The sequence below is a fragment of the Shinella sp. HZN7 genome (assembly GCF_001652565.1).
Taxonomy (GTDB): Bacteria; Pseudomonadota; Alphaproteobacteria; order Rhizobiales; family Rhizobiaceae; genus Shinella; species Shinella granuli.
The window spans coordinates 291,755-318,210 of record NZ_CP015736.1 but is presented as its reverse complement, the minus strand read 5'-3'; the positions used below and the strand labels follow the sequence as shown (position 1 = coordinate 318,210).

The following is a 26,456-nucleotide window of genomic DNA, read 5'->3' as shown; positions in this document are numbered from 1 at the left end:
CTTACCGGTTTCCGCCGAAGGTGCGGATGGCTTCCTTCAGCGATTCCTCAGAGTCGCGCATCAGCGAGGCGATGCTCTCGAAGGCGCGCGTGACCTGGATCAACTGCGTCATCTCGCCGATGGCGTTGACGTTGGATTCCTCGATATAGCCCTGCACCACGCCGGCATCGATGCGATCGACGACCGGTTCCGGCGGGATACTGGTGATGATGCCGCTGTTGCCGGCGCGCACGAAGCCGCCGGAAAGGTCCGCCTGGAACAGGCCGAGCGCGGCGATGGGCTGGCCGTTCTGGTTGAGCTGGCCGTCGGCGCTGAGCAGGATCGGCCCGTTGGCGAGATCGAGCTGGATCGGCCCGCCGCCGGCATCGAGCACCGCATAGCCGTTGAGGGTGACGAGCTCGCCGGCATCGGTCACCGTGAAGCGGCCGTCGCGCGTCAGCGTCGGGCCGGAGGGCGTCTGCACCTGGAACCAGGCGTCGCCCTTGATGGCGAAGTCGAGCGTGCCGCCGGTCTCGGTCATGCCGCCGCTGCGCGTGGAGAGAAACTCGTTGCCCTGCGACACGAAGGCGACATCGGCGACCTTCTGGTCGCTGACGACCTGATTGAACTTCACTTCCGTGGCGCGGAAGCCGACCGTCGTGGAATTCGCGACGTTGTCGGCCAGCGTCGTCAGGCGTCGGTCGAGCGCGAGCTGGGACGAAAGCGATACATAGAGTCCGGTCTGCACGTCAGCGACCTCCGAGTTTCAGATTGTTGATGGAAATGAGCAGGTCCGTCGAAATGCCGGTGAGGCTCGACGGCTGGAAGGCGGTCATCGGGTCGTAGCTGCCGGAAGGGTTCTCCAGCTCCCACATCGAAGTGAAGCGCTCGAGGAACTTGCCGATCTTCGAGGTGTCCTTGAAGTCCTCGAGGTTGAGCACGTCCTCGTAGAATTCCGCCTGCCGGTCGATATCGGTGGCGGCGAATTCCGCGGGAAGCTGCAGCGCGGTGCGCACGACCTGCGCCAGCGCGTCGTCGGCGATGATCGAATAGCCCGACGTGATGGAGGATGCCATGCGCTCGAAATAGAGCGCGAGCCGCACGCCGGTATTGTCCTCGCCGGCGCTGATTTCCAGCGTCTGGCGGGTGTATTTTTCGACGACGCCCTTCTGGGCGCGCTCGAAGGTGGTGGCAAGCTCGCCGTGCCTTGCGAAGTTCAGCGACTCCGCCAGTTCCTTGTAGCGCGTGTCGGAGAGCCGGTTGGCGAAGGCCGCCTTGTCATCCACGCCTTCCGTCAGCACCTTGCGCATGAAGGCCTTGGCATAGGCCATGTCCTCCAGCCCGTGCGCCTTCATCGCGTAATTGTAGAGCCTGGCATCGGCGAAGAAATCGTCGATCGATTTCACGCTGCCGATCCTGGCGAGATAGTATTCCGTCTCGCGCTTGACATCCGGCTGCTCCGAAACGCGCTTCAGCGACGTCTGGAGGTCCGCGGTAATCAGCTTGTAGCTCGTATAGGTGGTCGTCACGATGGGCCGCCGATCAGGGTTCGGGAGGGCATGAATGCCCGTTTTGAACCATAATCCTCGCGGCTTTTGCTTGCGCGAACCTGATCGGTAAACCTGCCGTTAGGTACAGCTTCACGCAAGGCTGGAACCGTATTTCCGGAACGGTCAGAATTGTGTCGGGACACCTGCGCTCATGAACATCGTTATCGGTCTAATCGTTACCTTCGGCTGCGTCCTTGGCGGCTATATGGCCATGGGTGGTCATCTGGAAGTGCTGAACCAGCCCTTCGAACTCCTGATCATCGGCGGCGCCGGGATCGGCGGCTTCATCGTGGCCAACACGATGAAGGTGATCAAGGAGACCGGAAAGGCTCTGGGCGAGGCCTTCAAGCACAAGGTTCCGAAGGAACGCCACTACCTCGATACGCTCGGCGTGCTCTACAGCCTGATGCGGGACCTGCGCACCAAGTCGCGCAACGAGATCGAGGCGCATATCGACAACCCGGCCGAATCGCCGATCTTCCAGTCCGCCCCGACAGTGCTCGCCAACAAGGAACTGACCGCCTTCATCTGCGACTACGTCCGCCTCATCATCATCGGCAATGCCCGCAGCCACGAGATCGAGGCGCTGATGGACGAGGAGATCCAGACGATCACGCGTGACAAGATGAAGCCCTACAACGCACTCAACACGATGGGCGACGCCTTCCCGGCCATCGGCATCGTCGCGGCCGTTCTCGGGGTCATCAAGGCCATGGGCGCCATCAACGAAAGCCCGGAAATCCTCGGCGGCAAGATCGCCGCCGCCCTCGTCGGCACGCTGCTCGGCGTGTTCCTGTCCTATTCGATCGTCACGCCCGTCACCACCAACATCAAGGTCGTGCGCGAGAAGCAGAACCGCCTCTACATCATCGTCAAGCAGACGCTGCTCGCCTACATGAACGGCTCCGTGCCGCAGGTCGCGCTGGAATACGGCCGCAAGACCATCTCCTCCTACGAGCGCCCCTCCATCGACGCGGTGGAGCAGGAAATGATGAATCCCGGCGGCGGTTCGAAGGCGGCCTAAGAGATGAAGGAAGCACGTGTGACCGAAGCCCCTTCCGCCATGGACCCGATCGTGCTGGCGCGCCTGACCGGCCGGCTCGGCGACCAGGCGACGATCTCCAAGCTCTGCGCCAGCCTCGGCGACGTCTTCGCCGAGTTCCTGCCGGACATGCTGGAAAGCGAACTCGGCTTCGAGGTCGCGGTCTCCTATGCAGGTTTTGCGACGGGCAAGTACGGCCCGCTGGTCGAAGGCCTCGGCGGCGCCATGGCCTGCTGCGATGCGTCGCTGCGTGACTGGTGCGATCGTTTCACGCTGATCTGCGACAGCCCGATGATCATCACGCTGGTCGAGAACATGCTCGGCGCCGTCAGCGACGCGATCGACGATCCGGAGCCGCGCCCGCTCTCCAAGATCGAGCTCGACCTTGCCGCCATGATGTTCGACCGGATTTCCGGCGTACTGAAGACTGCCGTCATGGGCGCGAACGGCTTCGAGCCGATACTCGGCCCGGCGCACAATGTGGAGACCCGCAAGGCCTCCGACGACGGCACGGACGAGGCCTTCGTCGCCATGGTCAACATGGCCGTCGGCATCGGCCCGGTGCTTTCGACCTTCCACGTCATCGTGCCCCAGGCCGTTCTCCTGAAGTCGACCATCGCCGCGCCCAAGCCCGCCAATGCGCCGAAGACCCGCGTCGAGTGGAGCGAGCAGCTCGGTGAGCAGGTCCGCCGCTCCAAGGTGTCGCTGGAGGCGCGCATCCGCCTGGAAGCGCAGACGCTCGACACGATCAGCCGCCTGCAGGCCGGCGACATCATCCCGTTCAACGAGGCCGGCGACGTGCGCGTGGAGGTCAACGCGAACGGCCGAAACCTCTATGTCTGCGAATTCGGTCGCTCCGGCGCCCGCTACACGGTTCGCGTCAAGGATACATACGGCTCGGAGGAAGACATCCTCCAGCATCTCATCGGATAGTTTGGGCATGATGCCTGCCCGGCGGCACGCCTCGGGCAAGTTTCGAATGGAATAGTGGTCTTATGGCACCGAAGAAAACACCCATCGCTGACGACATGACGTCTTCCCTCAATGCGGGCGACCAGGAACTGGAGCAGGCGATCGACGACCTGCGCGGCGTTCTTCAAAAAGATTCCTCCGGCGGTTTTTCCGCCGACCTGCCGGCGACCGTCGACAACGACCCGCTGGCCGCCTTTGGTGGCGATTTCGGCTCTTCCGACTTCGCCGGCGGCGCGACCACTCCGGATTTCGACGCCGGCGCCAGCTTCGGCGGTTCGGATTTCAGCGGCGGCAGCGATTTCGGCGGCAGCGATTTTAGCGCCGAGCCGAGCGAGCCGGCACGGCCGGGCAGCGCGCTGCAGTCCAACCTCGACCTCATCATGGACATCCCGATCGATCTGCAGATCGTGCTGGGTTCCTCGCAGATGCAGGTCTCCAGCCTCATGAACCTTTCCGAGGGCGCCACGATCGCGCTCGACCGCCGCATCGGCGAACCCGTCGAGGTCATGGTCAATGGCCGCGTCATCGGCCGCGGCGAAATCACCGTTCTTGAAAACGACGACACCCGCTTCGGGGTCAAGCTCATCGAAGTGAAGAGTACACGCAAGATCTGATACCGGTTGAGGTCTCAGGGGGATGGATCCATGATGGATTTCGAAAATTTCGGCACCTCCACGGCGGTCGGCGCACCGCTGACGCAGGTCGAGAAGGCGGCAGCCGTGCTTCTCGCCATGGGCAAGGGTGTTGCCGGCAAGCTGCTCAAATATTTCACCCAGAGCGAGCTCCAGGCGATCATCGCCGCCGCGCAGAACCTGCGCGCCATCCCGCCGCATGAACTGATCGATCTCGTCAACGAGTTCGAGGACCTCTTCACCGAGGGCGCGGGCCTGATGGACAATGCCAAGATGATGGAAGGCATTCTCGAAGAGGGCCTGACGCCGGACGAGGTGGACGGCCTGCTTGGCCGCCGCGCCGCCTTCCAGGCCTACGAGACGACCATCTGGGACCGCCTGCAGGATGCCGATCCGGTCTTCGTCGCAAAGTTCCTGCTCAACGAGCACCCGCAGACCATCGCCTATATCCTCTCCATGATGCCTTCGGCCTTCGGCGCCAAGGTACTGCTGGAAATCCCGGACGATCATCGCGCCGACATCATCAACCGCACCGTCAACCTGAAGGATGCGAGCCCGAAGGCCACCGTGATCGTCGAGGCACGCGTCATCGAGATGATCAACGCGCTGGACGCCGAGCGCAACTCGATCGGTTCGAACAAGGTCGCCGACCTCATGAACGAACTGGAGAAGTCGCAGGTCGACGAGATGCTCGCCTCGCTCGAAACGGTCTCGACCGAATCGGTCAAGAAGGTCCGTCCGAAGATCTTCCTCTTCGAGGACGTGCTCTACATGCCGCAGAGAAGCCGCGTGTCGCTGTTCAACGACGTTTCCGGCGACATCATCACGGCGGCGCTGCGCGGCGCCTCGATGGAACTGCGCGAATCGGTCCTCTCCTCGATCGGCGCACGCCAGCGCCGCATGATCGAATCCGACCTTGCGGCCGGCGACCAGGGCGTCAACCCGCGCGAAGTGGCGATCGCCCGCCGCTCGATCACGCAGGAAGCCATCCGCCTCGCCGCTGCCGGACAAATCCAGTTGAAGGAAAAGGAAGAGGAGCGCCAGGCGGCCTGATCCTCCTTGACACGGTAACGCCACAGGCGGAGCGTATCTGCGGCCCGAATCTCCGGAATGGGAGTTCGGGCCGTTTGTTTTTGGCCGTCCACGACGGCCCGGGAGCGCGACGTGTCGGACGAAGACAAGGACAGCAAAACAGAACTGCCGACCGAGAAGAAGATTCGCGACGCCATGGAGAAGGGCAACACCCCCTTCTCGCGCGAAATCACCATCTTCGCCTCGACGCTCGCGATCTATCTCTTCCTCGTCTTCTTCATGCCGGGAGGCGTTTCCCGCATGAACGAGACGCTGCGCGACTTCTTCGAGCAGCCGGAGGCCTGGAACCTCAAGACCGGCACCGACGTCATCGCCATCTTCCGCCATCTCGGCTGGGAGGCCGGCGCACTTCTCTTGCCCATCCTCGCGATGATGATGCTGTTCGGCATCGCCTCCTCGGTGCTGCAGAACCTGCCGAGCCCGGTGCTGGAACGGGTGCGTCCGCAGATCTCCCGCCTCAGCCCGATGAAGGGCCTCGGGCGCCTGTTCGGCAAGCAGGGCCTCGTCGAGTTCGGCAAGTCGCTGATCAAGATCCTCATCGTCTCGCTGGTCGTGGCGCTTGCCATGCGCGGCGACTATTTCGCCTCGCTCGACACGATGTTCTCCGAGCCGGCGGCGCTCGTCTACATGATGACGTCGGACATCAACAAGGTTCTGCTGATCATCCTCTTCGCCACCGCCCTGATCGCCGGCATCGATTTTGCCTGGACGCGCCATCACTGGTTTACCCAGCTGATGATGACGAAGCAGGAGGTGAAGGAGGAAATGAAGCAGTCGCAGGGCGACCCGATCGTGAAGGCCCGCATGCGCTCGATCCAGCGCGACCGCGCCCGCCGCCGCATGATCACCGCCGTGCCGCGCGCCACGCTCGTCATCGCCAACCCGACCCACTTCGCCGTCGCGCTGCGCTATGTGCGCGAAGAGGGCGATGCGCCGGTCGTCGTCGCCAAGGGCCAGGACCTCGTCGCGCTGAAGATTCGCGAGATCGCCGAGGAGAACGGAATACCCGTTTTCGAAGACCCGCCGCTCGCCCGCTCAATGTTTGCGCAAGTCTCGGTGGATAGTGTCATTCCGCCGGTGTTCTACAAAGCCGTGGCGGAGCTGATTCACCGGGTTTACGCAGCCTCGCCCCAGACCAGACGGGTAAACTAGATCCGATGAGAAAATGCACCTATTCCGCCGAGCGCGAGAAGATTGTTGCAGAAGCAATCTGCCCGGTCGCCACTGAGCTTCGCCTGCTCGATGCCGCCGATCTCGTCTCGTTGTTGCGTTTCGAGTGCTACGGGAACCTCGCCGACCTGGTCTCTTCGGCGGCCGAACTCTATTTCCTGCCCGGCACGGTCAATTTCGGCGCCGGCGGCGACTACCGTCTCGACTGGGACACCGAACCGGAAGTGACGCTGGACATGGAACTGCGCCCGCAGGGCGTGACGGTCTATGCCAAGCTCCTGCTGCAGAAGGACAAGGCCGGCGTGGAGGTCACCCACGTGGCCTTCAACAATCCGTCCGCCGATCCCGACGACAACACGGACTTCCTGCGGAAAAGCCTTGCGGAGGCGAAATATGTGAAGTCCGATTCGGGGTCGCAGCACGCCCACTGAAGCAATTTTCGATTTCGTAGACGGATCGCCTATTCCCCCTTTGGCCTGCCGGCCAGAGCGGGTGCTGCAGTGCCTAAACGTTTCTGTTCGCAGGCGATCGCGTCAGGTAATATATCCAAGCCTGATGGCCTTGGCGATCGCCTGGATGCGGTTGACCGCGTCGAGCTTGGTGGTGGCCGTGCCGAGATAGGCGTTCACCGTGTGCACGGAAAGGCCCATCTTCTCGGCGATCGCCTCGGAGATGCACCCGTCGCCCGCCATCTGCAGGCAGGCGATCTCGCGTTCGCTAAGCGCTTCGGACGGCGCGAGCTTGCGCTCCTCGCCGGCCAGCATGTCGATGAGCACCTGGCAGCTCTTCATGTGCATGTCGACGATGAGGTCGCTGGACGGGGCGATGAAGGTACCGGTGAAGACGACATAGCCGTTGCCATGCGCGCCGAGGCGAACGGGAAAGGCGATGCCCGACCAGGGCAGCAGCCGCGCGGGAAGACGCGCCGTGAAGGGTTCGGCGCCCGATTCGGCGAACTGGTTGTCCCCCGCTCCTTCCCAGAGCAGCGGCAGCATGGAGGCCTCCAGATGGGCCAGCATGGCAGCGCCATGGGCCTCCAGAAGCGCGCGGGCGTTGCCATCGACATCCTGCGCCCAGTTGTGCAGCGACAGGGTCAGCTTGCGCGCCGCCGGCAGGCCATGGCCGCTGAGGCGGAGCACCGCGAAATGCTCGGCGCCGATGACCGCCTGCATCAACTGCAGGCGGGAGACGAAATCGGACGCCCGCGCCGCCTTCGGCGGCCGCGCGAGGCGGATTTCCGTCTCCAGGACAGCGGGGGAGGAAAGCTGGATGTCCATGGCAGTTCTCCTGTCTGTTTATCCTGCGCCGTTCCGGACGCAGAACCACTCAAGCACCTTGCCGCAATCGCTCCGGCATATGTTTTGCCGCATTGTCCGGTGCCGAAGCGATGCCGCTCCGGCTGGACATGCCCTAGACGAGGCTGTTGCGAACGGCCCAGGCGATCGCCTCCGACCGCGTCTTGGTCGCGGTCTTGCGCATCACGCTGGTGATGTAGTTGTTGATCGTATTGCGCGAGATCCCGAGGATGACTGCGATCTCGTCGCTCGTCTTGCCCTCGGCGATCCAGTAGAGGCACTCGATCTCGCGTTCGGTGAGGTCCATCTCGCGGTCCTGCCGGGCGATCACGCCCTGGCAGCAGACGCTGGCGAAATAGCCGGTCATCACGCCGACATCGCGCAGCTTGCTCTGGGAGAGGATGAAATGCTCCGGGAAGAGCAGCAGCAGCGACATGCGCACCCGGCCGACCTGGAAGGCGATGATGCAATATTCACGGCTGACGCCCTTCGGCATGGCAATGTCGTCGGCCATGTGATGGAAGCAGGGCTTCAGCAGGCCGAGGCACTTGTCGAGTTCGCTCATGCGGGACTGGCTGGCGACGACGGCACCGGCAATGCTGCGCACCATGTCGAAAGGCCAGTCCGAGGCGACGACCGTCTCCATGCCCGCTTCGGGCGAGATGTCGTGCCGGACGAGAAGGTAGTGGGAGGCGCTGCCATAATCGGTCAGTGCCCTCAGGCCGCAGGACAGGCCGGCGCGATCCGCACAGCGTCCCAGGTGTTGAACCAAAAGTTCACGCGCACTCTTACGCTCACCCGTCTCGGCAGAGAATCCATAGGATTCCCAGGCCGCGACATCCGACCGGATCGTTTCCATGATAGCCCCCTGTTCCGATTCCGAACGGAGATCCATGCCTCCTTCCCGCCAAACGTTCGGAACCGTCCGAACCCTTCCCGGTCAGGCCGCATCGGCAAGAATCACCAAGCGAATCAGTAGCTAAAGTGTACATCGGCCATCGCTAAAAACCACCGCCATCTTCTCGGGATTTACTTTTGCCGGCTTCTGTGAGTCGACACGTGCAAGGTGATTTGCTTGCTGGCCATCGATGGGAAACGATAAGTTAACCCATTGTTAACCATGAATTATTGGCACAGCATGGTCGACGAAACCGCAAAAGGCACTGCTAATTCGTGGAAAAATTGCAACCTGCGGGAGCCTCACTCAACCGCAGCGGCGATAGAATTTTTTCACCGATCACGGCCCCGTGAACGCACGCTCCGATGGTGGGGACGCCAGTAAGACAAAATTGCTGCAAGGGGGCTGAATGAGCGTTGCCGAAAAGCGACAGGCAGACGTCAAAAACGGACATCGCTTTTTTTCTGCGCAAACGAAAACGCGGCCGTTTCCGGCCGCGTCGCTGTTCCTCTTCGGGTGCCTTGATCAGGCGGCTTCCTTTTCGGCCGACCACTTGCGCAGGATCTTCGCAGCGCGTTCCTCGCTGATCTCGACCATGCGGCTGAGGCGACGCTCCGGGCCTTCCTTGACGCGGCGGTTGAAGGCGCCGTCGCCATCGTCGCCGGCATTGAGCAGGTCGTCCGTGCTGTCGAAGCCGAAGTCCGCGCCGAAGCCGTCCATGAGGGTGGCACCGGGGCCGCCGACGCCGGCGGCGGGCGAGAAGTCGGGCAGTTCGAGGCCGCCCATGTCGCTGTCCAGCGCATTGGCGGAGGCACCGCCGCCCGTGACCGAGCGAACCGCCGGACGAAGCCCGAACCAGACCACCACGAAGGCGACACCGAGGAAGGCGAGCGCATTGATGATGCCGCCGAGATTGCGCGTCAGCACTTCCATGACGCCCGGCCCTGCCACGGCTTCGTCGAGAAGCTGGTGATCGAGGAATTCCATGGCGGTGATGGTGATGACGTCGCCGCGCTCAACATTGAGGCCCGCAGCGGACGAGACGATCTTCTGCATCTCCGCGACATAGGCATCGACCTTCGCCTGGTCGGCCGGCTCGCCGACCATGGCCGCAAGGCGGGCGCGGTTGACCACGACGGCGACCGACAGCTTCTCGACCGTGTAGCTGTTGCGCATGGTGGCAACGGTCTTGCTGTTGATCTCGTAGTTGGTCTGCTCTTCCTTCTTATCGGCCTCGTCGCTCGACTGCGGGCCGTTGGCCTGGCCTTCGGGGCCACCCTGCGGAATGTTCTGCTCGACGGTGGCGGCCTTGTTGTCGGCCTGCTGCTGCGACTTCTGGCTTTCGCGCGTCACGCGAACGGAGCGCTCGACCCGCGATTCCGGATCGTAGACCGTCTCCTGGATCTGCTGGGTATCCATGTTGAGCGCGGCGGTGACGCTGGCGCGGAAATTCTCCATGCCGAGGAAGGGCGCGAGCGCCTTTTCGATGTTGCGCTCGACTTCGCTCTGCACGGTCTGAACGGCGGTCAGCGAACGGTTGATCGCACCGTTCTCCGCATCGTCGCCGGAGGCGAGCAGCTGGCCGGCCGAATCGAGGATCGTCACACCGTCAACTTCCAGACCCGGCACCGAGGCGGCGACGAGATGGCGGATCGCGGCGGCCGATTCGCGGCCCGCCTGCGCGCTCGCGCGGATCATGACGGAAGCGGTCGGCACCTGTTCGGCTTTGCGGAAATTGCCGCGCTCCGGCATGACGATGTGCACGCGGGCGGCGGCGATGCCGCTGATCTGCTGGATGGTGCGGGCGATCTCGCCTTCGAGCGCGCGAACGCGCGTCACCTCCTGCATGAAGGAGGTGAGGCCGAGGGAGCCGACCTTGTCGAAAAGTTCGTAGCCGGAATTGGCGCTGCTCGGCAGGCCGCGCTCGGCCAGGTAAAGCCGCGCCTTGCCCGTCTGGCCGACCGGCACATCGATGCTCGATCCGTCCGTGCCGGTGTTGAAATCGATACTGGCTTCGGCGAGCGCCAGGCTGATCTGGTTCACGTCGGTCTTTTCCAGGCCGACATAGAGCGTCTCATAGGCGGGCTTGTTGACCATGATCCCCGCGGCAAGCACGAGACCGATCGAAACGACGGCGGCTCCCGCCAGCATCGCGAGTTTCGCCTGCCCCAGCGAAGCCAGGTTCTTGTAGACTTTCGTCAACTGTTCCAACAGATTCATTCTGTTCCCGCACGGACTAGTCGCCTGGACCCCGGCCGACATGCCGGCGCGATCAGACGCATTTTCAATCTCGTGGGACGGAGCCGGTACATTTCCGCACGCACCGACCTGCCCCATGGAATACGCGGATCTAACCGATCCGGGCTGGAGACTAGACCGTGAAACTTGCGCGAGCATTTCGTTGCCGCGCGCGGAACGAAAGCGGCAAAACGAAAGACGGCGCCCCGAAGGCGCCGCCGAACATCCTGATTATATTGAGGAACTGGCTAGAAGGCTTCGAAATCGCCGGCGGCCTTGCCGAGCGGCTGGGAGTGGCCGTGGCGCATTCCGTTGCTCAGCGCCTTCTGCATGTCCGCAAGTTTCACCAGATTGAGCGCCGTCGTGACATCGACGATCCAGCTATCGGGAATGCTTGCGGTGATCGTGTCGATGAACTCGGCGAGACCCCGCGTCTTCTGGACGGCGAGGTCGATGCCCTGGAGCACCATCATGCGTTCGGCGGCATCCAGCACGGCATCGCCGTGGACGCCGGCAAGCTGCGGCTCTATGCGCTCGATCAGATAGGCGACATCGTGCAGTTCGGACACGATCCGCATCAGGACATCCGGAAGGGCTTCCTCCATGGCAGTGGCTGCACTCAGATACTCGGCTTGCATGGGTTACCCTTTTCCCGTACGAGGCCGTCTCCTTCTGGGACGGCCGACTACGCAATACTGTTCGTACTTTCGCGTCCTTGCGGCGAAACCGCCGCTCAGAAGAATTCGATCGAGCTTTCGACAGGCTTGGCGGCGGGTACGGGCCGTTGTTCCAGCGCCACCGTCTTCTGCGTCTCGACGCCCGTCAGGGCATATTGCCGGGCCCGGCCGCTCGATGGCCAGTATTCCAGCTTGCGGCCATGTTCGCCGCCGGTGCTCTCCCCGACGACCTTGATGCCTTCGTCCATCAGGAACTGCCGCGCGAAGCGCGCATTCTGCTCGCCGACATTGGAGAAGCGCGCGATCGTCCTCGCTCCCCCGAAGATCTTCGCTTCCAGCCGGTCGCGCCGCGCGCCCTGCTTCAGGAGGCCGTTGATCAGAAGTTCCATCAGATGCACGCCGTAGCGCGTCGCATCGCCCCCCGAGGCCATGGCCTCGGCCGAGCCCGGCAGCAGGAAGTGGTTCATGCCGCCGACGCCAATCACCGGGTCGCGCATGCAGGCGGCCACGCAGGACCCGAGAATGGTGGTGAGCACCACATTCGGGTCGTTGAGGACCTTGTATTCGCCCTGAATGACATGGACGCGGCGCGTCCCGGCGTCTGATATCATTTCAATGCCCCGAACACGGCTTCGATGGCCGCCTTCATCTTTTCGATGGTGAACGGCTTGGCCAGAACGTTGTTCGCGCCGAGCGCCGCCGCCTTCTGCACCAGGGCGCGGTCGCCCTGCGCGGTCAGGATGATGAACGCCGCCTTCTTGGTGGTGGGGTTGGACCGCACCGCCTGGAGGAACTCGATGCCGTCCATCTTCGGCATGTTGAAGTCGGAGATGACGAGATGGTGCGGCTGCTGGGACATGATGGCCATGCCCTGCGCGCCGTCGCCGGCCGCCGTGATCTGCTTGAAGCCAAGCTGCTGCAGGGCATCGCCCAGCAGCAGGCGGCTGGTCACCTGATCGTCAACGATAAGGACTTTGATTTTTTCAGCGATAGACATTATTCGCTCCCTTCTCTACGGGCCGCAGTGATTTTCAAGATTTCCTCCCCGATGGAGGAGAGCGGAAACTGGTGTTCTACGGCGCCAAGCTCGAAAGCCACTCGCGGCATTCCATATACGACGCAGGTTTTTTCGTTCTGGCCGATGGTCCGCGCCCCTGCATGGCGCATTTTCAACAGACCGCTTGCCCCGTCCCGGCCCATGCCGGTGAGGATGACGCCGACGGCGTTCCGGCCGGCAAGCTCGGCCACCGAATCGAACAGCACATCCACCGACGGGCGATGGCCGTTGACCGGATCCCGTTCCACCAGCCGGCAGCAGGGCGCATGCGGGTTGGCGATCTGGAGGTGGCGTTCGCCACCGGGCGCCAGATAGATCTTGCCGATCTCCAGCCGCGCGCCGTCCGTCGCCTCCTGCACCACGGGAGCGCAGAGCCGGTTCAGGCGGTCGGCAAAACTCTTGGTGAAGGTCGGCGGCATATGCTGGGTGATGACCGTCGGCGGGCAATTGACCGGGAATTTCTGCAGGACCGCGATCAGCGCCTCCACGCCGCCCGTCGAGGCGCCGATGGCGATCACCCGGCGGCCGGGCTTGTAGGCGGCGGCCGGGTTGACGTTGGCGGCGGTCGGCGCGAGCGGCGGCACGTCCGTGCGGAGCTGGCGGCGCTGCGAGCGGGCGGCGGCCTTCACCTTTTCGGCAAGGTCGCCGAAGGGGCGGGCATCGCCCGGCTGCGGCTTGCCGACGCAATCGAAGGCACCGATCTCCAGCGCCATCAGCGATGCCTCGGCGCCGCGATGGGTGAGCGTCGAGACCATGATGACCGGCATGGGCCTGAGCTTCATGATCTTGTCGAGGAATTCGAGCCCGTTCATGTTCGGCATCTCGATATCCAGCGTCACGACGTCCGGATTGAGCTGCTTGATCGCGTTGCGGGCTTCCATGGCGTCGCCGGCCTGCCCGATGACGTTAACCTCGGGGTCGGCATTGAGCACGGCCGTGATCAGGCCGCGCATGGTCGGCGAATCGTCGACGACGAGTACGCGCGCGGGTGCCATCATGCGCTCCTCCTGTGCTTGCCGGTGTAGCGGTAGGTTGTGATGCCGATATTGTCGAACTGGTTCTTCGCCTCGCCCGAGACGCGCTCGGAGTGGCCGATATAGAGGTGGCCGTTGTCGCCCAGCATGCCGGCGAAGCGCGACCAGATCTTCATCTGCGTCGGCTCGTCGAAATAGATGACGACGTTGCGGCAGAAGATGACGTCGAACGGCCCCTTGAACGGCCATTGCGCCATCAGGTTCAGTTCGTTGAAGGTGATGAGCCGCTTGACCCGGTCGTCGATCTGCCACTTCTGCCGGCCGCCCGTATCCGTCTCGCGGAAGAACTGCTTGCGCATGGCGGGGTTGACCGTTTCGAGCGCATTGGCGTCGTAGGCGCCGGCCCGGGCGACGGCGAGGATCTTCGGGTCGATGTCGGTCGCGAGAATCCGGAAATCGTAGTCGGCGACGTTCGGCATCAGCGAGAGCACGGTGAGCGCGATCGAATAGGGTTCCTGCCCGTCCGAGCAGGCGGCCGACCAGATGCGCACGCGGCCGCCATTGCGGGCACGGGCCAGAAGCTCCGGCAGGACCTCGCTCTTCAGATGCTCGAAATGGTGGTTCTCGCGAAAGAAGCGCGTGAAGTTCGTTGTCAGGTGCGACAGCATTTCCTTGCGCGCCGACGCGCCGGCCGGCGAGGACACGAGCGCGCAATATTCGCGAAAACCCTTCAGGCCGAGCTGGCGAATATGCTTCGACAGGCGCGAATAGACGAGCGAGGCCTTGGTCTCGTTGAGATAGATGCCGGCATCCGCATAGATCATCGCCGCAATCTCGGAGAGGTCCTTGCGCGTCAGCGGATATTCGCCGCTTGCCAGGCACTCATCCGGCGGCTGCCGCGTGTCGATGGCCGAGGAATAGGTCATGCGGCTTCGCTTTCGGTATGCGGGAACAGGGAATCGAGTTCGATGAGGCAGATCATGCGGCCCTCGATGGCGAGGATGCCGCGGGCATAGGCCTTCTCCGCCTCGTTGGCGATGTCCGGCGTCGGCTGGATGTTCTCATTCGTCACGGTCAGGATGTCGGAGACCGCATCCACCAGCAGGCCGACCACCTTCGGCCCGACCTGGGCGACGATGATGACATGGCGCACGGTCGGCTCGGCCGGTTTCATGCCGAGGCGCAGCGACAGGTCGACGATCGGCAGCACGGCGCCGCGCAGGTTGATGACGCCAAGCACATAGGGCGGCGCGTGCGGCATCGACGTCGCCGGGGTCCATCCACGGATCTCCCGGACCGACATGATGTTCACACAGAACTCCTGCTCGCCGATCCTGAAGGCGATCAGTTCGCGTCCGTGCGTGAGATTCTTTACCGCATACGTCGTCATGGCTTCTTAACCGGTGGCAGCAAGCGAGATGTCTTGTTTCAGGGACTGGCCGCGCGAGGCGGCGACCACCGCATCGACGTCCAGGATGAGGGCGACGCGGCCGTCGCCGAGGATGGTCGCGGCGGCGATGCCGGGCACGTGGGTGTAGTTGGCCTCCAGGCTCTTGATGACCACCTGGCGCTGGCCCTGGATGGCATCGACCATCAGGGCGCGCTGGCCGCCGCCTTCCGATTCGACGAGCAGCGCGACGCCTTCGATCGGGTTGGCCTGGATGGTGCGGAAGTTGAGGATCCGGCCGACATCCACCAGCGGGCAGAAGGAATTGCGGATCGAGATGAGGCGCTGCGAGGCACCGAAGGAGTGGATGGCGGAGGCCTCCGGCTGCAGCGTCTCGACGATGGCCGTCAGCGGCACGACGAGCGTCTGGCCGGCGACCGTGACCACCATGCCGTCGAGCACGGCAAGCGTCAGCGGCAGGCTCATGGTGAAGACGGAGCCCTGGCCCGGCTTCGAAGAGATCGAGATGCGGCCGCCGAGCGCCTGGATCGAACGCTTGACGACGTCCATGCCGACACCGCGGCCGGACAGGTCCGACACCTTGTCGGCGGTGGAGAAGCCGGCATGGAAGATCAGGTTGTCGATTTCCTCGTCCGACAGGTTGGCATCCGCCGCGATCAGGTCGTTGTCGATGGCCTTCTGGCGCACCTTCTCGCGGTTGATGCCGGCGCCGTCATCGGCCAGCTCGATGACGATGCGGCCCGAGCGGTGCTTTGCCGTGAGGCGGACCGTGCCTTCCGGGTTCTTGCCGAGGGCTTCGCGCTTCTCCGGCATTTCGAGGCCGTGGTCGACCGCGTTGCGGATCATGTGCGTCAGCGGCTCGGCGAGCTTGTCGATGACGGTCTTGTCGACTTCGGTGTTCTCGCCTTCGGTGATGAGGCGGACCGACTTGCCGGTGATGTCGGCGATTTCACGAACGGTACGGGCCATGCGCTGGAAGACCGGCTTCACCGGCTGCGCGCGGATGGCCATCACCGAATCCTGGATCTCGCGGGTGAGCTGCTGCAGCTCCTCAAGGCCCATATTGATGGAGGAGGCACCGTTGTTGTCGTTCTCCACGACGCTCTGCGAGAGCATCGCCTGGTTGATGACGAGCTCCCCGACGAGGTTGATCAGGCGGTCGACGCGGTCGAGATCGACACGGATCGTCTGGCCGGCGGCAGCGGCCTGGTTCGCCTGCGCAGCGCCGGCAGCCGAGGCGGCCGCCTTGGCGTTCTCGGCGGCGCGGCTGGCGGCCTGGGAAACCTTGGTGGCGGTTTCGGCAGCGGCGACGGCAGCGGCGGCATCGCCTTCAACCGCGGTCGACTCTTCTTCCCCGCCGGCGGACGGGCCGCCTTCGTCGAGCATCGACAGGTCGAACGGTACCGGCTGCATCGGCAGCTCTTCGTCGTCCGATGCCTCGCCGACCACATCTTCCTCGATGGTGTGGATGTCGAGATCGCAGTCCCACTCGGCGAATTCGAAGACGGAGCGCACGCCGTCCTCGCCCTTGTCGGTCGTGACAGAGATCTTCCAGGAGAAATAGGCCTCCTCCGGGTTCATCTTGTCGAGCGGCGGCAGGCTGTCCATGTCGCAGTAGACGCTCATCTCGCCGAGGCGGGAGACATCGCGCAAGAGAAGCACAGCCTCGTTACCCTTGGCATAGAGATCCTTCTTCGGCTTGAAGACGACCTGGCAGGTGGGCACGTAGCGATCGGCCGGCTCCTCGTCGAAATCGCCGAAGGAGAAGGGGATCGGCTGGAAGCCTTCGTCGTTGACCGGCGGCTTTTCGACGACCGGCGCCGGTGCTGCTGCCTTGGGGGCAGCGGCTGCGGGTTTCGGCGCAGGCGCTTCGGCAGCGGCCGGCGCCTCGCCATGGGCGAGCGCTTCCAGCTCACGGATGAGGGTGCGGCTGCGGGCCTCGTCGACGCTGCCGCCGTCACGCGCCGCATTGGTCAGGTCCGCCAGCACGTCGGCGGATTTCAGCATGACCTTCAGGACGTCCTGGGTGGGCTCCAGCTTGTTGGATCGAACGCAATCCAGTGTCGTCTCGAACACATGGGCGAAGGAGACGAGATCGTCGAGGCCGAAGGCACCGGCACCGCCCTTGATCGAGTGCACGGCGCGGAACACGGCATTGACCGTTTCGGGGTCGCGATCACCGTCATTCAGCTTCAAGAGACCGGATTCCAGTTCCGCGAGCTGCTCCTCGCACTCCTGGAAGAAGATCTCTTTGATTTCGTTCATATCCATCGGGAGTAATCCTGGACTAGTGATTTTAGGCGGTTACGCGCTCGATTGCGTCGATCAGCTTGGTCGGATCGAAGGGCTTGACGATCCAGCCCGTCGCGCCGGCCTGGCGGGCGCGGTTCTTCTTTTCCGCATCGCTTTCGGTGGTCAGCACGAGGATCGGGATCGCCCGGTATTTCTCGTTGCGGCGCACGCCTTCGATGAAGCCGAAGCCGTCGAGGCGCGGCATGTTGATGTCGGTGACGATGACGTCCGGGTTGGCGTTCTCCAGAACCTCCAGACCCTCGACGCCGTCTTCGGCCTGGATGGTCTCGAAGCCCGCATTGTTGAGCGTCACCAGAAGCATGTTCCGGATTGTCCGGGAATCATCCACGGTCAGGACTTTTTTCTTCATTGCCTAGCCTCCTGTGCCAGCAAGTGATCGATATTTACGCCGATAAGCTGCATCGTTTTCATGAATGGATCGGACACCTTGCCGAAGGTGAAGGGCTGCCTGTCCTCTTCCCAGCTCTTCGCCCCGGCCATCAGGACCTGGGCGCAAAGCGCACCGACCCGCTCGACCGCCGAGGCGTCTATGACCAGCGGATTGCCCTTGAGCTTCATGAGCTGCTGGTGCAGCGCCGTCGCCTCGTTGAGGTCGAGAACGGGGGCAAGGCTTAAACTTTTCTGAGCGGCTTTCCTGCTCGCCATTACCGTGTTCCTTGTCTGAAACAGTGTCTCACCAAAATCATCTCAGCCTCCGAAACCGACGGCGCGGGCCGCCAGGAAATCGAGGGAAGAAGCCTGCGGCTCGTCGCGCTCCGGCGCCGCGCGCACCTCGGCAGGCCGCACCGGACGGCGCGGATCGCGCTGCGCGGAAACGTGGAATTCGCGGATCGTCCGGCCGAGTTCGAGGATGACGGTGTGCAAATCCGCGCCGGCGCCGCCGAGGCGGCCGGCATCGGACGCATCCGCCTCCAGTGCGCGGCCGGCACGGCCGATATCCGCCGTCACGCCGTCAAGACCTTCGGCATCGACGGCGCTTTCGCGCACGATGCCGGTGATGGCCTCGTTGATGCCCTCGACCTGGCGCACGATGCTGCCGATCGCGTCCTGGGTGCGATGCACATGCTCGACACCGGCCTCGACCTGCGCCTTGGTGCCCGTCACCAGCTGCTTGATCTCGCGCGCCGCATCCGCCGAACGCTGGGCGAGCGCGCGCACTTCCTGCGCGACGACCGCAAAGCCGCGGCCGCTGTCGCCGGCGCGAGCCGCCTCGATGCCGGCATTGAGCGCCAGCAGATTGGTCTGGAAGGCGATCTCGTCGATCACGCCGATGATCTGGCCGATCTTTTCCGCCGAAGCCTCGATATCCGCCATGGCCGACATCGCTTCGCCGACGATGTTGCCCGAGAGCGCGACCGAGGCCTGCGTGGAGGCGGCAGCCGATTGCGCCTTGCGCGTCTCGCCGAGCGTCTGGCGCACGCGCTCGACGATGGAGCCCAGGGCATTGGCCGTCTCGATCAGGTTCGCGGACTGCTCGGCCGACCGGGCCGAAAGGGCGCCGGCGCCGGAGGCGAGCGTGCCGACGAGACGGTCGCTTTCGCTGGCGCGGTCAGCGGCGGAGGTGAGGCGGGACTGGATCTCGTCGAGCGCGCCGTTCAGCGTCTCGGCCATGTCGCGCCAGGCATCCGGCATCTCGCCGGAAACCCGGGCGGAGAAATCGAGCTGGGAGAGGCTGCGGATCGTCTCGCCGAAGACGCGGTCGAGTTCGGCGCGGTCCTCGCGCCGCTGCTCGCCGAGCGCCCGGTGGTGGGCATGGCGCAGTTCGTTGAAGCGCAGCGAGACGCCGATCTCCGCATCGACCATGGCGGTGCGCAGGAAGGCGGAGATGAGATCCGTCAGCTCCTGCCGGCGGGCTTTTCCGGCTCCGGGCAGGATGGATTTCGGCCAGTATTCCTCGATCAAACCATTCACGACCGTCTCGACGACGATCGAATGGCCGGCGATGCGCCAGCGCGGATCGAGGCCCATCTGGCTTTCGCTGTCGGCGAGGACCTTGACGCGCTCCGCATAGAGGCCATCGAACCGCGCGTCGGTCAGGACGCTCCAGTGGGAGCTCTGGAGGTCGTGCAGCCGGTCGATCTGACGCTCGCTCTGAAAGTGGCGGGCGGCATCGGGAAAGGTCTGGAAACGCTGGAAGAGGTCGCGAAGCGCCGTTTCGACATGCCGTTCGAGCGTCTGGCGATGGCGGCGGAGCGTATCGCCCTGGGCGCCTTCCACACCGGCAAAGCGCAAACGGTCGCGCAGGCTGGCCGCCTGTCCCGTTCGAGCCTGTTCTGCCGGCATTTCCTGCACCCGTATGCTCCCAAACCCGTGATGCCCGGCCGCCCTTGGGACAGCCGCTGAATTTTCGCATGGAGGAGCGGGGGCCAAGCCTTGGCAGCCGACGATCCATGATCAAATTCGGTGAAACTCGAATACCGGCTAAATCCGGTACGGCGGTTCGGCATCATGCCTGGGTGAGAAACGGCGAATTTCCCATTCCGACGTGTAGTCCAATGTTTATGGTTAATTCCTTGCCTGAAGGTTAATGCTTCATGGCTTGCTTATCGCATTGCTAAAATTAAACTCATCCGACCCAACGTCAGCCACGCGCAAGCTCGCGCGCGTAGGGTCGAAGCCTGAACTGACAATGATGTCAGGAGGAACGGGCAATGATTGTTCTGGGACTGGGCGCCACGGTGATTGCAGCAGCGACGCTGGCCGCCATCTATCTTCTTCTCGATATCGATGCAGGCCGCATCCCGGCCAAGGGTCGGGTTTTCTGAGCGGCCTTCAGTTCTCGGCGGCAAGCCTGCGCCACATCGCGGCGTAGTCCGCCGCGCCCTGCGGCAACCCATCCTCCACCAAGACCAGTGCGGGCTCCGGCGCGCCCCCCGCGGCAAGGCACGCCGCACCGACGCTCGTGCCGGTCGCGCCGCCGCCGGCGAGCACCGGCCGCCCCGTCGCCACCTTCAACATCGCTAGAAAAGCGCGATTGGCCGCAAAGGGGCCTTCGACGATCACCGGCCCGGCCGCGCCGATTAGGTCGAGGCAGGTCGCCGTCATCAGGGCAAGGTGGAAGCCGATGACCGCCTGCGCCGCATCCTCGTCCAGATCCTCGCGCGCAATAGTCCAGGTCGCCTTGCGGCCGGGGAACGGCCCGGATTCCTCCGGCAGCGACGGCAGCAGCATGGCACCGCGCTCAAAAACCTCGGCGATGGCGGAGGCCGGCAGGTCGCCGGACTTGCCGCCGAGCAGGGAAAAGGCCCGCCCGCCCATGAAGCGCGCAGACGGCACCGGTTCGCCAAGCGCATTGACGTTGATGAGCGTATCCCGCGCCTCGTCCAGCACGACCGGCCGAGCGCCCATCGCCATCACCACGACCCAGGTGCCGGTGGAAACGACGGCATAGGGCGCGGGACGCGTCAGCACATAGGGCAGCAGCGAGGCATTGGAATCGTGGATGCCGCAATGAACAGGCACATCCGGCCCGAGGCCCGTCGCCGCCGCGATCTCCCGATGGATCGGGCCGAGCACGTCGCCGGCCTTGCGCACCGGCGGCATCAGGCGCGTCCACCCCTCGCTTTCGACGAGGCTGGAAAAGCGGCCGCGCCGCGGCTCCCACAGATCGGCGTGGCAGCCGAGCGACGTCACCTCGCTGGCGGCGATGCCGGTGAGGCGGAAGGACCAGTATTGCGCATACATCAGCAGCCAGCGCGTTCTGGCAAAAGCGTCCGGAAACGCCTTCGACTGCCAATAGACCTGCAGGCCTGCATTGAGGCCGACGGGCAGCACGGGCGTGCCGCTGTCTTCGAAGCGCGGGCGGATGGCGCGGTAGTCTTCCGCAAGCGCCTGCGGGCCGTCATGCTCGTAGTCCAGCACCGGCAGCACGAGGTCGCCGTCTTCGCCGACCAGCGCGGCGGTTGCGCCATGCGTGGTGATCGAAATCGCATCGATGGGGCGCTCGCTGTTGAGCACGGCGAGGCTTTCGAGGATGAAGGCCCAGAGCTTTTCCGTATCGAAATGCGGATAGGGCGCAGCGTTCACCACGCCATTCGGCATGGTGCGGGCGGCGACTTCCCGGAAGTCTTCGCCATCGACGAGCACGACCTTGGCGTTCGTCTTGCCGATATCGATGACGGCGATGGTTTTCATCGGCTCATTCCATGTGGAAGACGGTGACGAGCGGCACGGCGACGGGCTCGTTGTCCGGCTTCGTCTCCATGATATCGGCCATGTAAGCCCACCAGCGCTGCATCACCGGATGGTTCGGCAGGTCCGCCATCGTGTGGTCGTCGCGCCGCCGGAGCACGCCGAAGAGCAGGTTCGTCTCCTCATCGAGATGGATGGAATAGTCGGAGACGCCGGCCTCCTTCAGCAGGGCGGAGAGTTCCGGCCAGATCGCATCGTGCCGCGCCTTGTATTCGGCGGCCATGCCGGGGTTGAGGCGCATGCGAAAGGCGTATTTTTCCATGGCTCAATGGCTCCCGCGCAAGCGTCGATAGAGGATCGGCAGCGCGATGACGGAGATCAGCAGCAGGCCGATGAAGATCGACATGACGATGCCCGGCACGTTGAGGAGGCCGAAGCCGAAGGTCACCATGCCCATGATCAGCGCCGCCAGCACCACGCCCGGAATGGTGCCCGAGCCGCCGAGGATGCTGACGCCGCCGAGCACGACCATCGTCACCACCTCCAGTTCCCAGCCGAGCGCGATGGAGGGGCGCGTCGAGCCGAGGCGGGCGGTGAGGCAGATCGAGGCGATCGCCGCCATCAGGCCGGTCAAAAGGAAAAGCACGAATTTCACCCGGCCGACGCGGACGCCGGAGAACAGCGCGGCCGTCTGGTTGTTGCCGATGGCATAGACGGCGCGGCCGAAATTCGTCTTGTGCAGCACCACGCCGTAGACGACTGCAAGCAAAAGGAAGAGACAGAATTCGAAGGAGAAGACCCACCAGACATAGCCCTGGCCGAACCACGAAAAACTTGCCGGATAACCGGTAAAGGCCTTGTCGCCGAGGATGACGAAGGAGAGGCCACGAAAAAGGCTCATCGTGCCGATGGTCACCACGATGGATGGAAGGCCGAGGCCGGTGACGAGCAGGCCGTTGAACGCGCCGCAGAGGAGGCCGGTGGCAAGGCCGACCAGAACCAGCGCGGGCGTATCGAAGCCGAGCTGCACCGCATAGCCCATGACGGTGGAGGTGAGCGCGATGATCGAGGCGACGGAGAGGTCGATCTCGCCTGATATGATGACCAGCGCCATGGCGAAGGCGATCATCGCCTTTTCGGTGAAGTTGAAGGTGGCGTCGGACAGGTTCCACGGATCGAGGAAATAGGGCGAGGCGAAGGAATTGACGAGGAAGATCGCCAGCGCCACGGCGATCAGCAGCGTTTCCCAGCTCTTGACGAGGCGGGCGCCGCGGCCTTCCAGCCGGTCGGGGATGTGGCGCGCCACCATCGGGCTCTCAGCCATGGGCCGCCTCCGCTTTCCTGAGGATCACCCGGCCCTTGCGCTTTTCGGCGCGGGCGTTCACGGCGACGGCGATGATGATGACCATGCCGGATATCGCCATCTGGGCGAAGGGCGAGATGTTGACGACCGGCAGCGCATTCTTGATGACGCCGAGGAAGAGCGCGCCGAGCACCGCGCCGCCGACCGAGCCGATGCCGCCGGCGATCGATACGCCGCCGATGACGCAGGCCGCGATGATATCGAGTTCGAAGCCGGCCGCGATGTCGACATAGGCGACCGCATAGCGCGAGACCCAGAGATAGCCGGAAAGCCCGGCCAGCATGCCGGACAGGCAATAGGCGAAGAAGCGCGTGCGGCCGACATCGATGCCGGTATAGACCGCCGCATGCGGATTGCCGCCGACGGCGAAGAAGGCGCGGCCGAGCGGCGTGCGCCGCATCACCACCAGCATCAGCGCGATGATGACCAGCGACAGCCAGGAGAGCAGCGGGAAGCCGAGGAGCGTGGTGCGCGGCAGCGCCTTGAAGGCATTGCTCATCTGGTGCGCATTGATCCAGGCGCCGCCGGAGAGAAGGAAGATCAGGCCGCGATAGATGGTGAGCGTGCCGAGCGTCACGACGATCGGCGGGATATCGAGCTTCCAGACGAGCAGGCCGTTGATCGAGCCCAGAACCGCACCGAGCGCCATGGCGACGAGGATGATCAGCGGGATCGGCAGGCCGGGCATCGCCGCGTTGATCATCGCCGCGACCATGCCTGACAGCGCGAGGTTGGCCGCCATGGAGAGATCGATGCAGCGCGTCAGGATGACGGCCATCTGGCCGAGCGCCAGGATGATCAGGATCGACGTGTCATTATAGACATTGGCGAGATTGCCCGGCGTCACGAAGGGCGGGAAGCGCAGCGCGATCAGCGTAACCAGCGCGACAACAGCCACGACCAGCAACATTTCGCGGTTCTTGAGCAGGCGTTTCATGCGGCCTCCTCGATGCCGGCGGCGGCGCGCACGAGTTTTTCGGCGGTGAGGTCGGCGCGCTCGAAGCGGCCGGCGATGCGGCCCTCGCGCATGACGATGACCCGGTCGGCCATGCCCATGATCTCCGGGATTTCCGAGGAGACCATGATGACGCTGAGGCCCGAGGCGGCAAGTTCGCTCATGAAGGCGTGCACGGCGGCCTTCGAGCCGATGTCGATGCCCTTGGTCGGCTCGTCGAGGATGATCACCTTCGGCCGCGTCGCCAGCCATTTGGCGATCACCACCTTCTGCTGGTTGCCGCCGGAGAGCGTGCCGACATCCTGGTCGAGCGAGGCGGCGCGGAGATCAAGGCGCGCGGTATATTCCCGCGCCAGGGCGAATTCCTCCGCCATGCGCAAAAAACCGGAACGCGAGGTGCGCGAGAGCGAGGGCAGCGTGACATTCTGGAAGATCGGCAGGCCGATGATCGCGCCCTGCCGGCCGCGCTCCTCCGGCACATAGACGATGCCGGCCTCGATGGCCTCCGCCGGCGAGCGGATGACCTTGATCTCGCCGTCCAGCCGGATCGCGCCGGCCGAGGGTTTCGTGATGCCGATCAACGACTGCATGAATTCCGAGCGACCGGCGCCGACGAGGCCGTAGAAACCCAGGATCTCGCCGCGGCGCAGCTCGAAATGGATGTCCTCGAATTCGGTCGGGTGGCGATAGCCGGAGACTGTCAGCACCGGCTCGCCGATCGCGACGTCCTGCTTGGGAAAGACCTGGCCGACATCGCGGCCGACCATCAGGCGCACGAGGTCGTCCTGCGTGGTCTCCGATATCAGCCCCTCGCCCACCATCCGGCCATCGCGAAAGACGGTGTAGCGGTCGGCGATACGCAAAATCTCGTCGAACTTGTGCGAGATGAAGAGGATCGCCTTGCCGTCCGCCTTCAGCCGGTCGACCAGTTCGTAGAGTTCGTGGATTTCCTTGTGCGACAGGGCCGCCGTCGGCTCGTCCATGATGACGACGCGGGCGTCGATGGAGAGCGCGCGGGCGATGGCGACGAGGTGCTTGTTGGCGATGCCGAGATCGCGCAGGCGGATCGCCGGGTCGAGATCGGCCCCGACGCGGGCGAGCAGCGCGCGGGCATTGGCGTTCATCCTCTTCCAGTCGATGAGACCAAGGCGGGTGCGCGGGGCGTGGCCCAAAAAGATGTTTTCGGCGACCGAGAGTTCGTCGAACAGCACGGTTTCCTGGTGGATGGCGGTGACGCCGGCTTTGGCGGCGGAATTGGCGGTCGGGAAATGGGTTTCCACGCCGTCGACGCGGATGGTGCCCTCGTCGGGCTGGTAGATGCCGGTGAGGATCTTGACCAGCGTCGACTTGCCGGCACCGTTCTCGCCGACGAGCGCGGTCACCGAGCCCGGGTAGAGCGAGAGCGAAACCTCGGCGAGCGCGCGCACGCCGGGGAAGGATTTGGATATCCCTTCGAGCGCGATGGCGGGCTTCATCCGCGATGTGATCGTGTCTTGCAGCAAGTCTCGGTCCACCGGTTGGGTTTGGCGTGCTCGATGGTGAGCGATGCGGGTGGGGCTGCCCCTCACCCTGGCCCTCTCCCCGCAAGCGGGGAGAGGGAACAGAGGCGCTGCGGCAAGTTCCTTCTCCCCGTTCACGGGGAGAAGGTGGCCGGCAGGCCGGATGAGGGGCACATTCCGTTCAAACGCCGGATCAGAAGATCTTGGCGAATTCCTCGACATTCGAGGCATCATAGACGAACGGGTCGGCCATGGCGCCTTCGTTGTTGTCGTCGAGCTTGACGGTGCCCATGCGGCCGATCTTCAGTTCCGCGCCGGGCTTGGCTTCCGCGCCGCCGATCAGGTCATAGGCGATCATCGTCGCCGAATAGCCGAGGTCGATCGGGTTCCAGATCGCGAAGGATTTCGAGGCGCCCGACTTCACATGGCCGGCCATTTCCGAGGGAAGGCCGAGGCCGGTGACGTTGATCTGGCCGATCTTGCCGGCATCGGTGACGGCCTGCGCGGCGGCGACGATGCCGACGGAGGTCGGCGCGATGATCGCCTTGAGGTCCGGATGCGACTGGATAAGCCCCTGCGTCTCGCGATAGGACTTGTCGGCAAGGTCGTCGCCATAGACGGTAGCGACGACGTTGATGCCCTTGTAGTTGCCGAGCACCTTGTTCATCTCCGCGATCCAGACGTTCTGGTTCGTCGAGGTGGCCGTGGCCGAGAGCACGGCGACGTCGCCGCCGTCGGGAAGATTATCGGCGGCAAGCTTGATGATCATGTTGCCGATCAGCGGGTTCGACGACGGATTGAGGTGCATCGAGCGGCCCTCCGGCGCCACGCCCGAATCCCAGGAGATGACCTTGATGCCGCGGTCCATCGCCTTCTTGAGGGCGGGCACCAGGGCATTCGTGTCGTTCGCCGAAACGGCGATGGCGTCGACCTTCTGGGCGATCAGCGAGTTGATCACCTCGATCTGGCCTTCCGCGGTGGTCGTCGTCGGGCCGGTATAGATGACCTCGACGTCGCCGAGTTCCTTGGCGGCTTCCTGCGCGCCCTTGTTGGCGGCCTCGAAGAAGCCGATGCCGAGCGCCTTGACGACGAGGGCGATCTTCTTGGTTTCCGCCTGCGCGGTGTTGGCGATCAGCGCGACCGAAACGGCCGCCGTCACGAGCAGTGTCTTCAGAATTTTCACGACGTCTCCTCCCAGTGAAATCCATCGG

At 64.2% G+C, this 26,456-nt stretch carries 27 protein-coding genes; 6 read left to right on the top strand and 21 right to left on the bottom strand.

All coding sequences use genetic code 11. The features are described from left to right. Position 1: 1 nt before the first annotated feature. Positions 2-727: a flagellar basal-body rod protein FlgF gene (flgF, locus tag shn_RS01575; RefSeq protein WP_064328872.1), complete on the bottom strand. Its 726-nt coding sequence runs from the start codon at positions 725-727 to the stop codon at positions 2-4. Between the two features lies 1 nt (position 728). Beyond that, positions 729-1,508 carry a DUF1217 domain-containing protein gene (locus shn_RS01570; RefSeq protein WP_064328871.1) on the bottom strand — a complete coding sequence of 260 codons (780 nt, stop codon included), beginning with the start codon at positions 1,506-1,508 and terminating at the stop codon, positions 729-731. Positions 1,509-1,680: 172 nt separating this feature from the next. Between shn_RS01570 and motA the strand changes: the two genes are divergently transcribed. The 6 genes from motA to shn_RS01540 all read left to right on the top strand — a co-directional run bounded on the left by motA (position 1,681) and on the right by shn_RS01540 (position 6,868). Then, positions 1,681-2,553, top strand: a complete 873-nt coding sequence (motA, locus tag shn_RS01565) for a flagellar motor stator protein MotA (RefSeq protein ID WP_064328870.1) — start codon at positions 1,681-1,683, stop codon at positions 2,551-2,553. Between the two features lie 39 nt (positions 2,554-2,592). Then, positions 2,593-3,504: a FliM/FliN family flagellar motor switch protein gene (locus shn_RS01560; RefSeq protein ID WP_084438245.1), complete on the top strand. Its 912-nt coding sequence runs from the start codon at positions 2,593-2,595 to the stop codon at positions 3,502-3,504. A gap of 62 nt (positions 3,505-3,566) precedes the next feature. Beyond that, the gene (fliN, locus tag shn_RS01555) at positions 3,567-4,157 is read left to right on the top strand and encodes a flagellar motor switch protein FliN (RefSeq protein ID WP_064328868.1); all 591 of its coding nucleotides are present in this window, start codon (positions 3,567-3,569) and stop codon (positions 4,155-4,157) included. A gap of 30 nt (positions 4,158-4,187) precedes the next feature. Next, positions 4,188-5,228, top strand: a complete 1,041-nt coding sequence (gene fliG, locus shn_RS01550; RefSeq protein WP_064328867.1) for a flagellar motor switch protein FliG — start codon at positions 4,188-4,190, stop codon at positions 5,226-5,228. A gap of 57 nt (positions 5,229-5,285) precedes the next feature. Next, positions 5,286-6,419 (top strand): flagellar biosynthesis protein FlhB, encoded by a 1,134-nt coding sequence (gene flhB, locus shn_RS01545; protein WP_064328866.1) that lies wholly within the window; start codon positions 5,286-5,288, stop codon positions 6,417-6,419. A gap of 5 nt (positions 6,420-6,424) precedes the next feature. Further along, positions 6,425-6,868 (top strand): hypothetical protein, encoded by a 444-nt coding sequence (locus tag shn_RS01540; RefSeq protein ID WP_064328865.1) that lies wholly within the window; start codon positions 6,425-6,427, stop codon positions 6,866-6,868. A 102-nt stretch (positions 6,869-6,970) separates the two neighbouring features. Here the strand turns inward: shn_RS01540 and visR are convergent, their stop codons facing one another. The 19 genes from visR to rhaS all read right to left on the bottom strand — a co-directional run bounded on the left by visR (position 6,971) and on the right by rhaS (position 26,428). Continuing rightward, a complete protein-coding gene (gene visR, locus shn_RS01535; RefSeq protein ID WP_064328864.1) occupies positions 6,971-7,714 on the bottom strand; it encodes a transcriptional regulator VisR in 744 nt (247 codons plus the stop codon). A gap of 133 nt (positions 7,715-7,847) precedes the next feature. Further along, the gene (visN, locus tag shn_RS01530; RefSeq protein ID WP_145925845.1) at positions 7,848-8,591 is read right to left on the bottom strand and encodes a transcriptional regulator VisN; all 744 of its coding nucleotides are present in this window, start codon (positions 8,589-8,591) and stop codon (positions 7,848-7,850) included. A 564-nt stretch (positions 8,592-9,155) separates the two neighbouring features. Further along, on the bottom strand, positions 9,156-10,850 hold the full coding sequence (gene fliF / locus shn_RS01525; protein ID WP_064328862.1) for a flagellar basal-body MS-ring/collar protein FliF: 1,695 nt from the start codon (positions 10,848-10,850) through the stop codon (positions 9,156-9,158). A 266-nt stretch (positions 10,851-11,116) separates the two neighbouring features. Beyond that, the gene (locus tag shn_RS01520; protein ID WP_064328861.1) at positions 11,117-11,506 is read right to left on the bottom strand and encodes a hypothetical protein; all 390 of its coding nucleotides are present in this window, start codon (positions 11,504-11,506) and stop codon (positions 11,117-11,119) included. 95 nt (positions 11,507-11,601) lie between these two features. Next, the gene (cheD, locus tag shn_RS01515; RefSeq protein WP_064328860.1) at positions 11,602-12,156 is read right to left on the bottom strand and encodes a chemoreceptor glutamine deamidase CheD; all 555 of its coding nucleotides are present in this window, start codon (positions 12,154-12,156) and stop codon (positions 11,602-11,604) included. Beyond that, entirely contained in the window at positions 12,153-12,542 is a 390-nt protein-coding gene (locus tag shn_RS01510; RefSeq protein ID WP_023514236.1) for a response regulator, read from the bottom strand. The genes cheD and shn_RS01510 overlap by 4 nt, the downstream gene beginning before the upstream one ends. Next, on the bottom strand, positions 12,542-13,600 hold the full coding sequence (gene cheB / locus shn_RS01505) for a protein-glutamate O-methylesterase CheB (RefSeq protein ID WP_064328859.1): 1,059 nt from the start codon (positions 13,598-13,600) through the stop codon (positions 12,542-12,544). Before cheB ends, shn_RS01510 begins: the two co-directional genes overlap by 1 nt. Beyond that, positions 13,597-14,502 carry a protein-glutamate O-methyltransferase CheR gene (gene cheR, locus shn_RS01500; protein ID WP_064328858.1) on the bottom strand — a complete coding sequence of 302 codons (906 nt, stop codon included), beginning with the start codon at positions 14,500-14,502 and terminating at the stop codon, positions 13,597-13,599. The genes cheB and cheR overlap by 4 nt, the downstream gene beginning before the upstream one ends. Beyond that, the gene (locus tag shn_RS01495) at positions 14,499-14,966 is read right to left on the bottom strand and encodes a chemotaxis protein CheW (protein WP_064328857.1); all 468 of its coding nucleotides are present in this window, start codon (positions 14,964-14,966) and stop codon (positions 14,499-14,501) included. Before shn_RS01495 ends, cheR begins: the two co-directional genes overlap by 4 nt. Positions 14,967-14,972: 6 nt before the next feature. Next, on the bottom strand, positions 14,973-17,255 hold the full coding sequence (locus shn_RS01490) for a chemotaxis protein CheA (protein WP_064328856.1): 2,283 nt from the start codon (positions 17,253-17,255) through the stop codon (positions 14,973-14,975). Between the two features lie 25 nt (positions 17,256-17,280). Beyond that, positions 17,281-17,646 (bottom strand): chemotaxis response regulator CheY1, encoded by a 366-nt coding sequence (gene cheY1, locus shn_RS01485; protein ID WP_024270516.1) that lies wholly within the window; start codon positions 17,644-17,646, stop codon positions 17,281-17,283. Further along, the gene (locus shn_RS01480) at positions 17,643-17,942 is read right to left on the bottom strand and encodes an STAS domain-containing protein (RefSeq protein WP_064328855.1); all 300 of its coding nucleotides are present in this window, start codon (positions 17,940-17,942) and stop codon (positions 17,643-17,645) included. The genes cheY1 and shn_RS01480 overlap by 4 nt, the downstream gene beginning before the upstream one ends. Before the next feature lie 42 nt (positions 17,943-17,984). Next, a complete protein-coding gene (locus shn_RS01475) occupies positions 17,985-19,580 on the bottom strand; it encodes a globin-coupled sensor protein (protein ID WP_245337348.1) in 1,596 nt (531 codons plus the stop codon). A gap of 489 nt (positions 19,581-20,069) precedes the next feature. After that, complete coding sequence (locus shn_RS01470) at positions 20,070-21,431, bottom strand: FGGY-family carbohydrate kinase (RefSeq protein ID WP_064328853.1); 1,362 nt, start codon at positions 21,429-21,431, stop codon at positions 20,070-20,072. 4 nt (positions 21,432-21,435) lie between these two features. Continuing rightward, entirely contained in the window at positions 21,436-21,750 is a 315-nt protein-coding gene (gene rhaM, locus shn_RS01465; protein WP_064328852.1) for an L-rhamnose mutarotase, read from the bottom strand. Between the two features lie 3 nt (positions 21,751-21,753). After that, positions 21,754-22,752, bottom strand: coding sequence for an ABC transporter permease (locus shn_RS01460; RefSeq protein WP_064328851.1), 999 nt, complete (start codon positions 22,750-22,752; stop codon positions 21,754-21,756). Beyond that, positions 22,745-23,728 carry an ABC transporter permease gene (locus tag shn_RS01455; protein ID WP_064328850.1) on the bottom strand — a complete coding sequence of 328 codons (984 nt, stop codon included), beginning with the start codon at positions 23,726-23,728 and terminating at the stop codon, positions 22,745-22,747. Before shn_RS01455 ends, shn_RS01460 begins: the two co-directional genes overlap by 8 nt. Beyond that, positions 23,725-25,221, bottom strand: coding sequence for a sugar ABC transporter ATP-binding protein (locus shn_RS01450; protein WP_064328849.1), 1,497 nt, complete (start codon positions 25,219-25,221; stop codon positions 23,725-23,727). Before shn_RS01450 ends, shn_RS01455 begins: the two co-directional genes overlap by 4 nt. 217 nt (positions 25,222-25,438) lie before the next feature. Beyond that, positions 25,439-26,428, bottom strand: a complete 990-nt coding sequence (gene rhaS / locus shn_RS01445) for a rhamnose ABC transporter substrate-binding protein (protein ID WP_064328848.1) — start codon at positions 26,426-26,428, stop codon at positions 25,439-25,441. Positions 26,429-26,456: the final 28 nt, after the last annotated feature.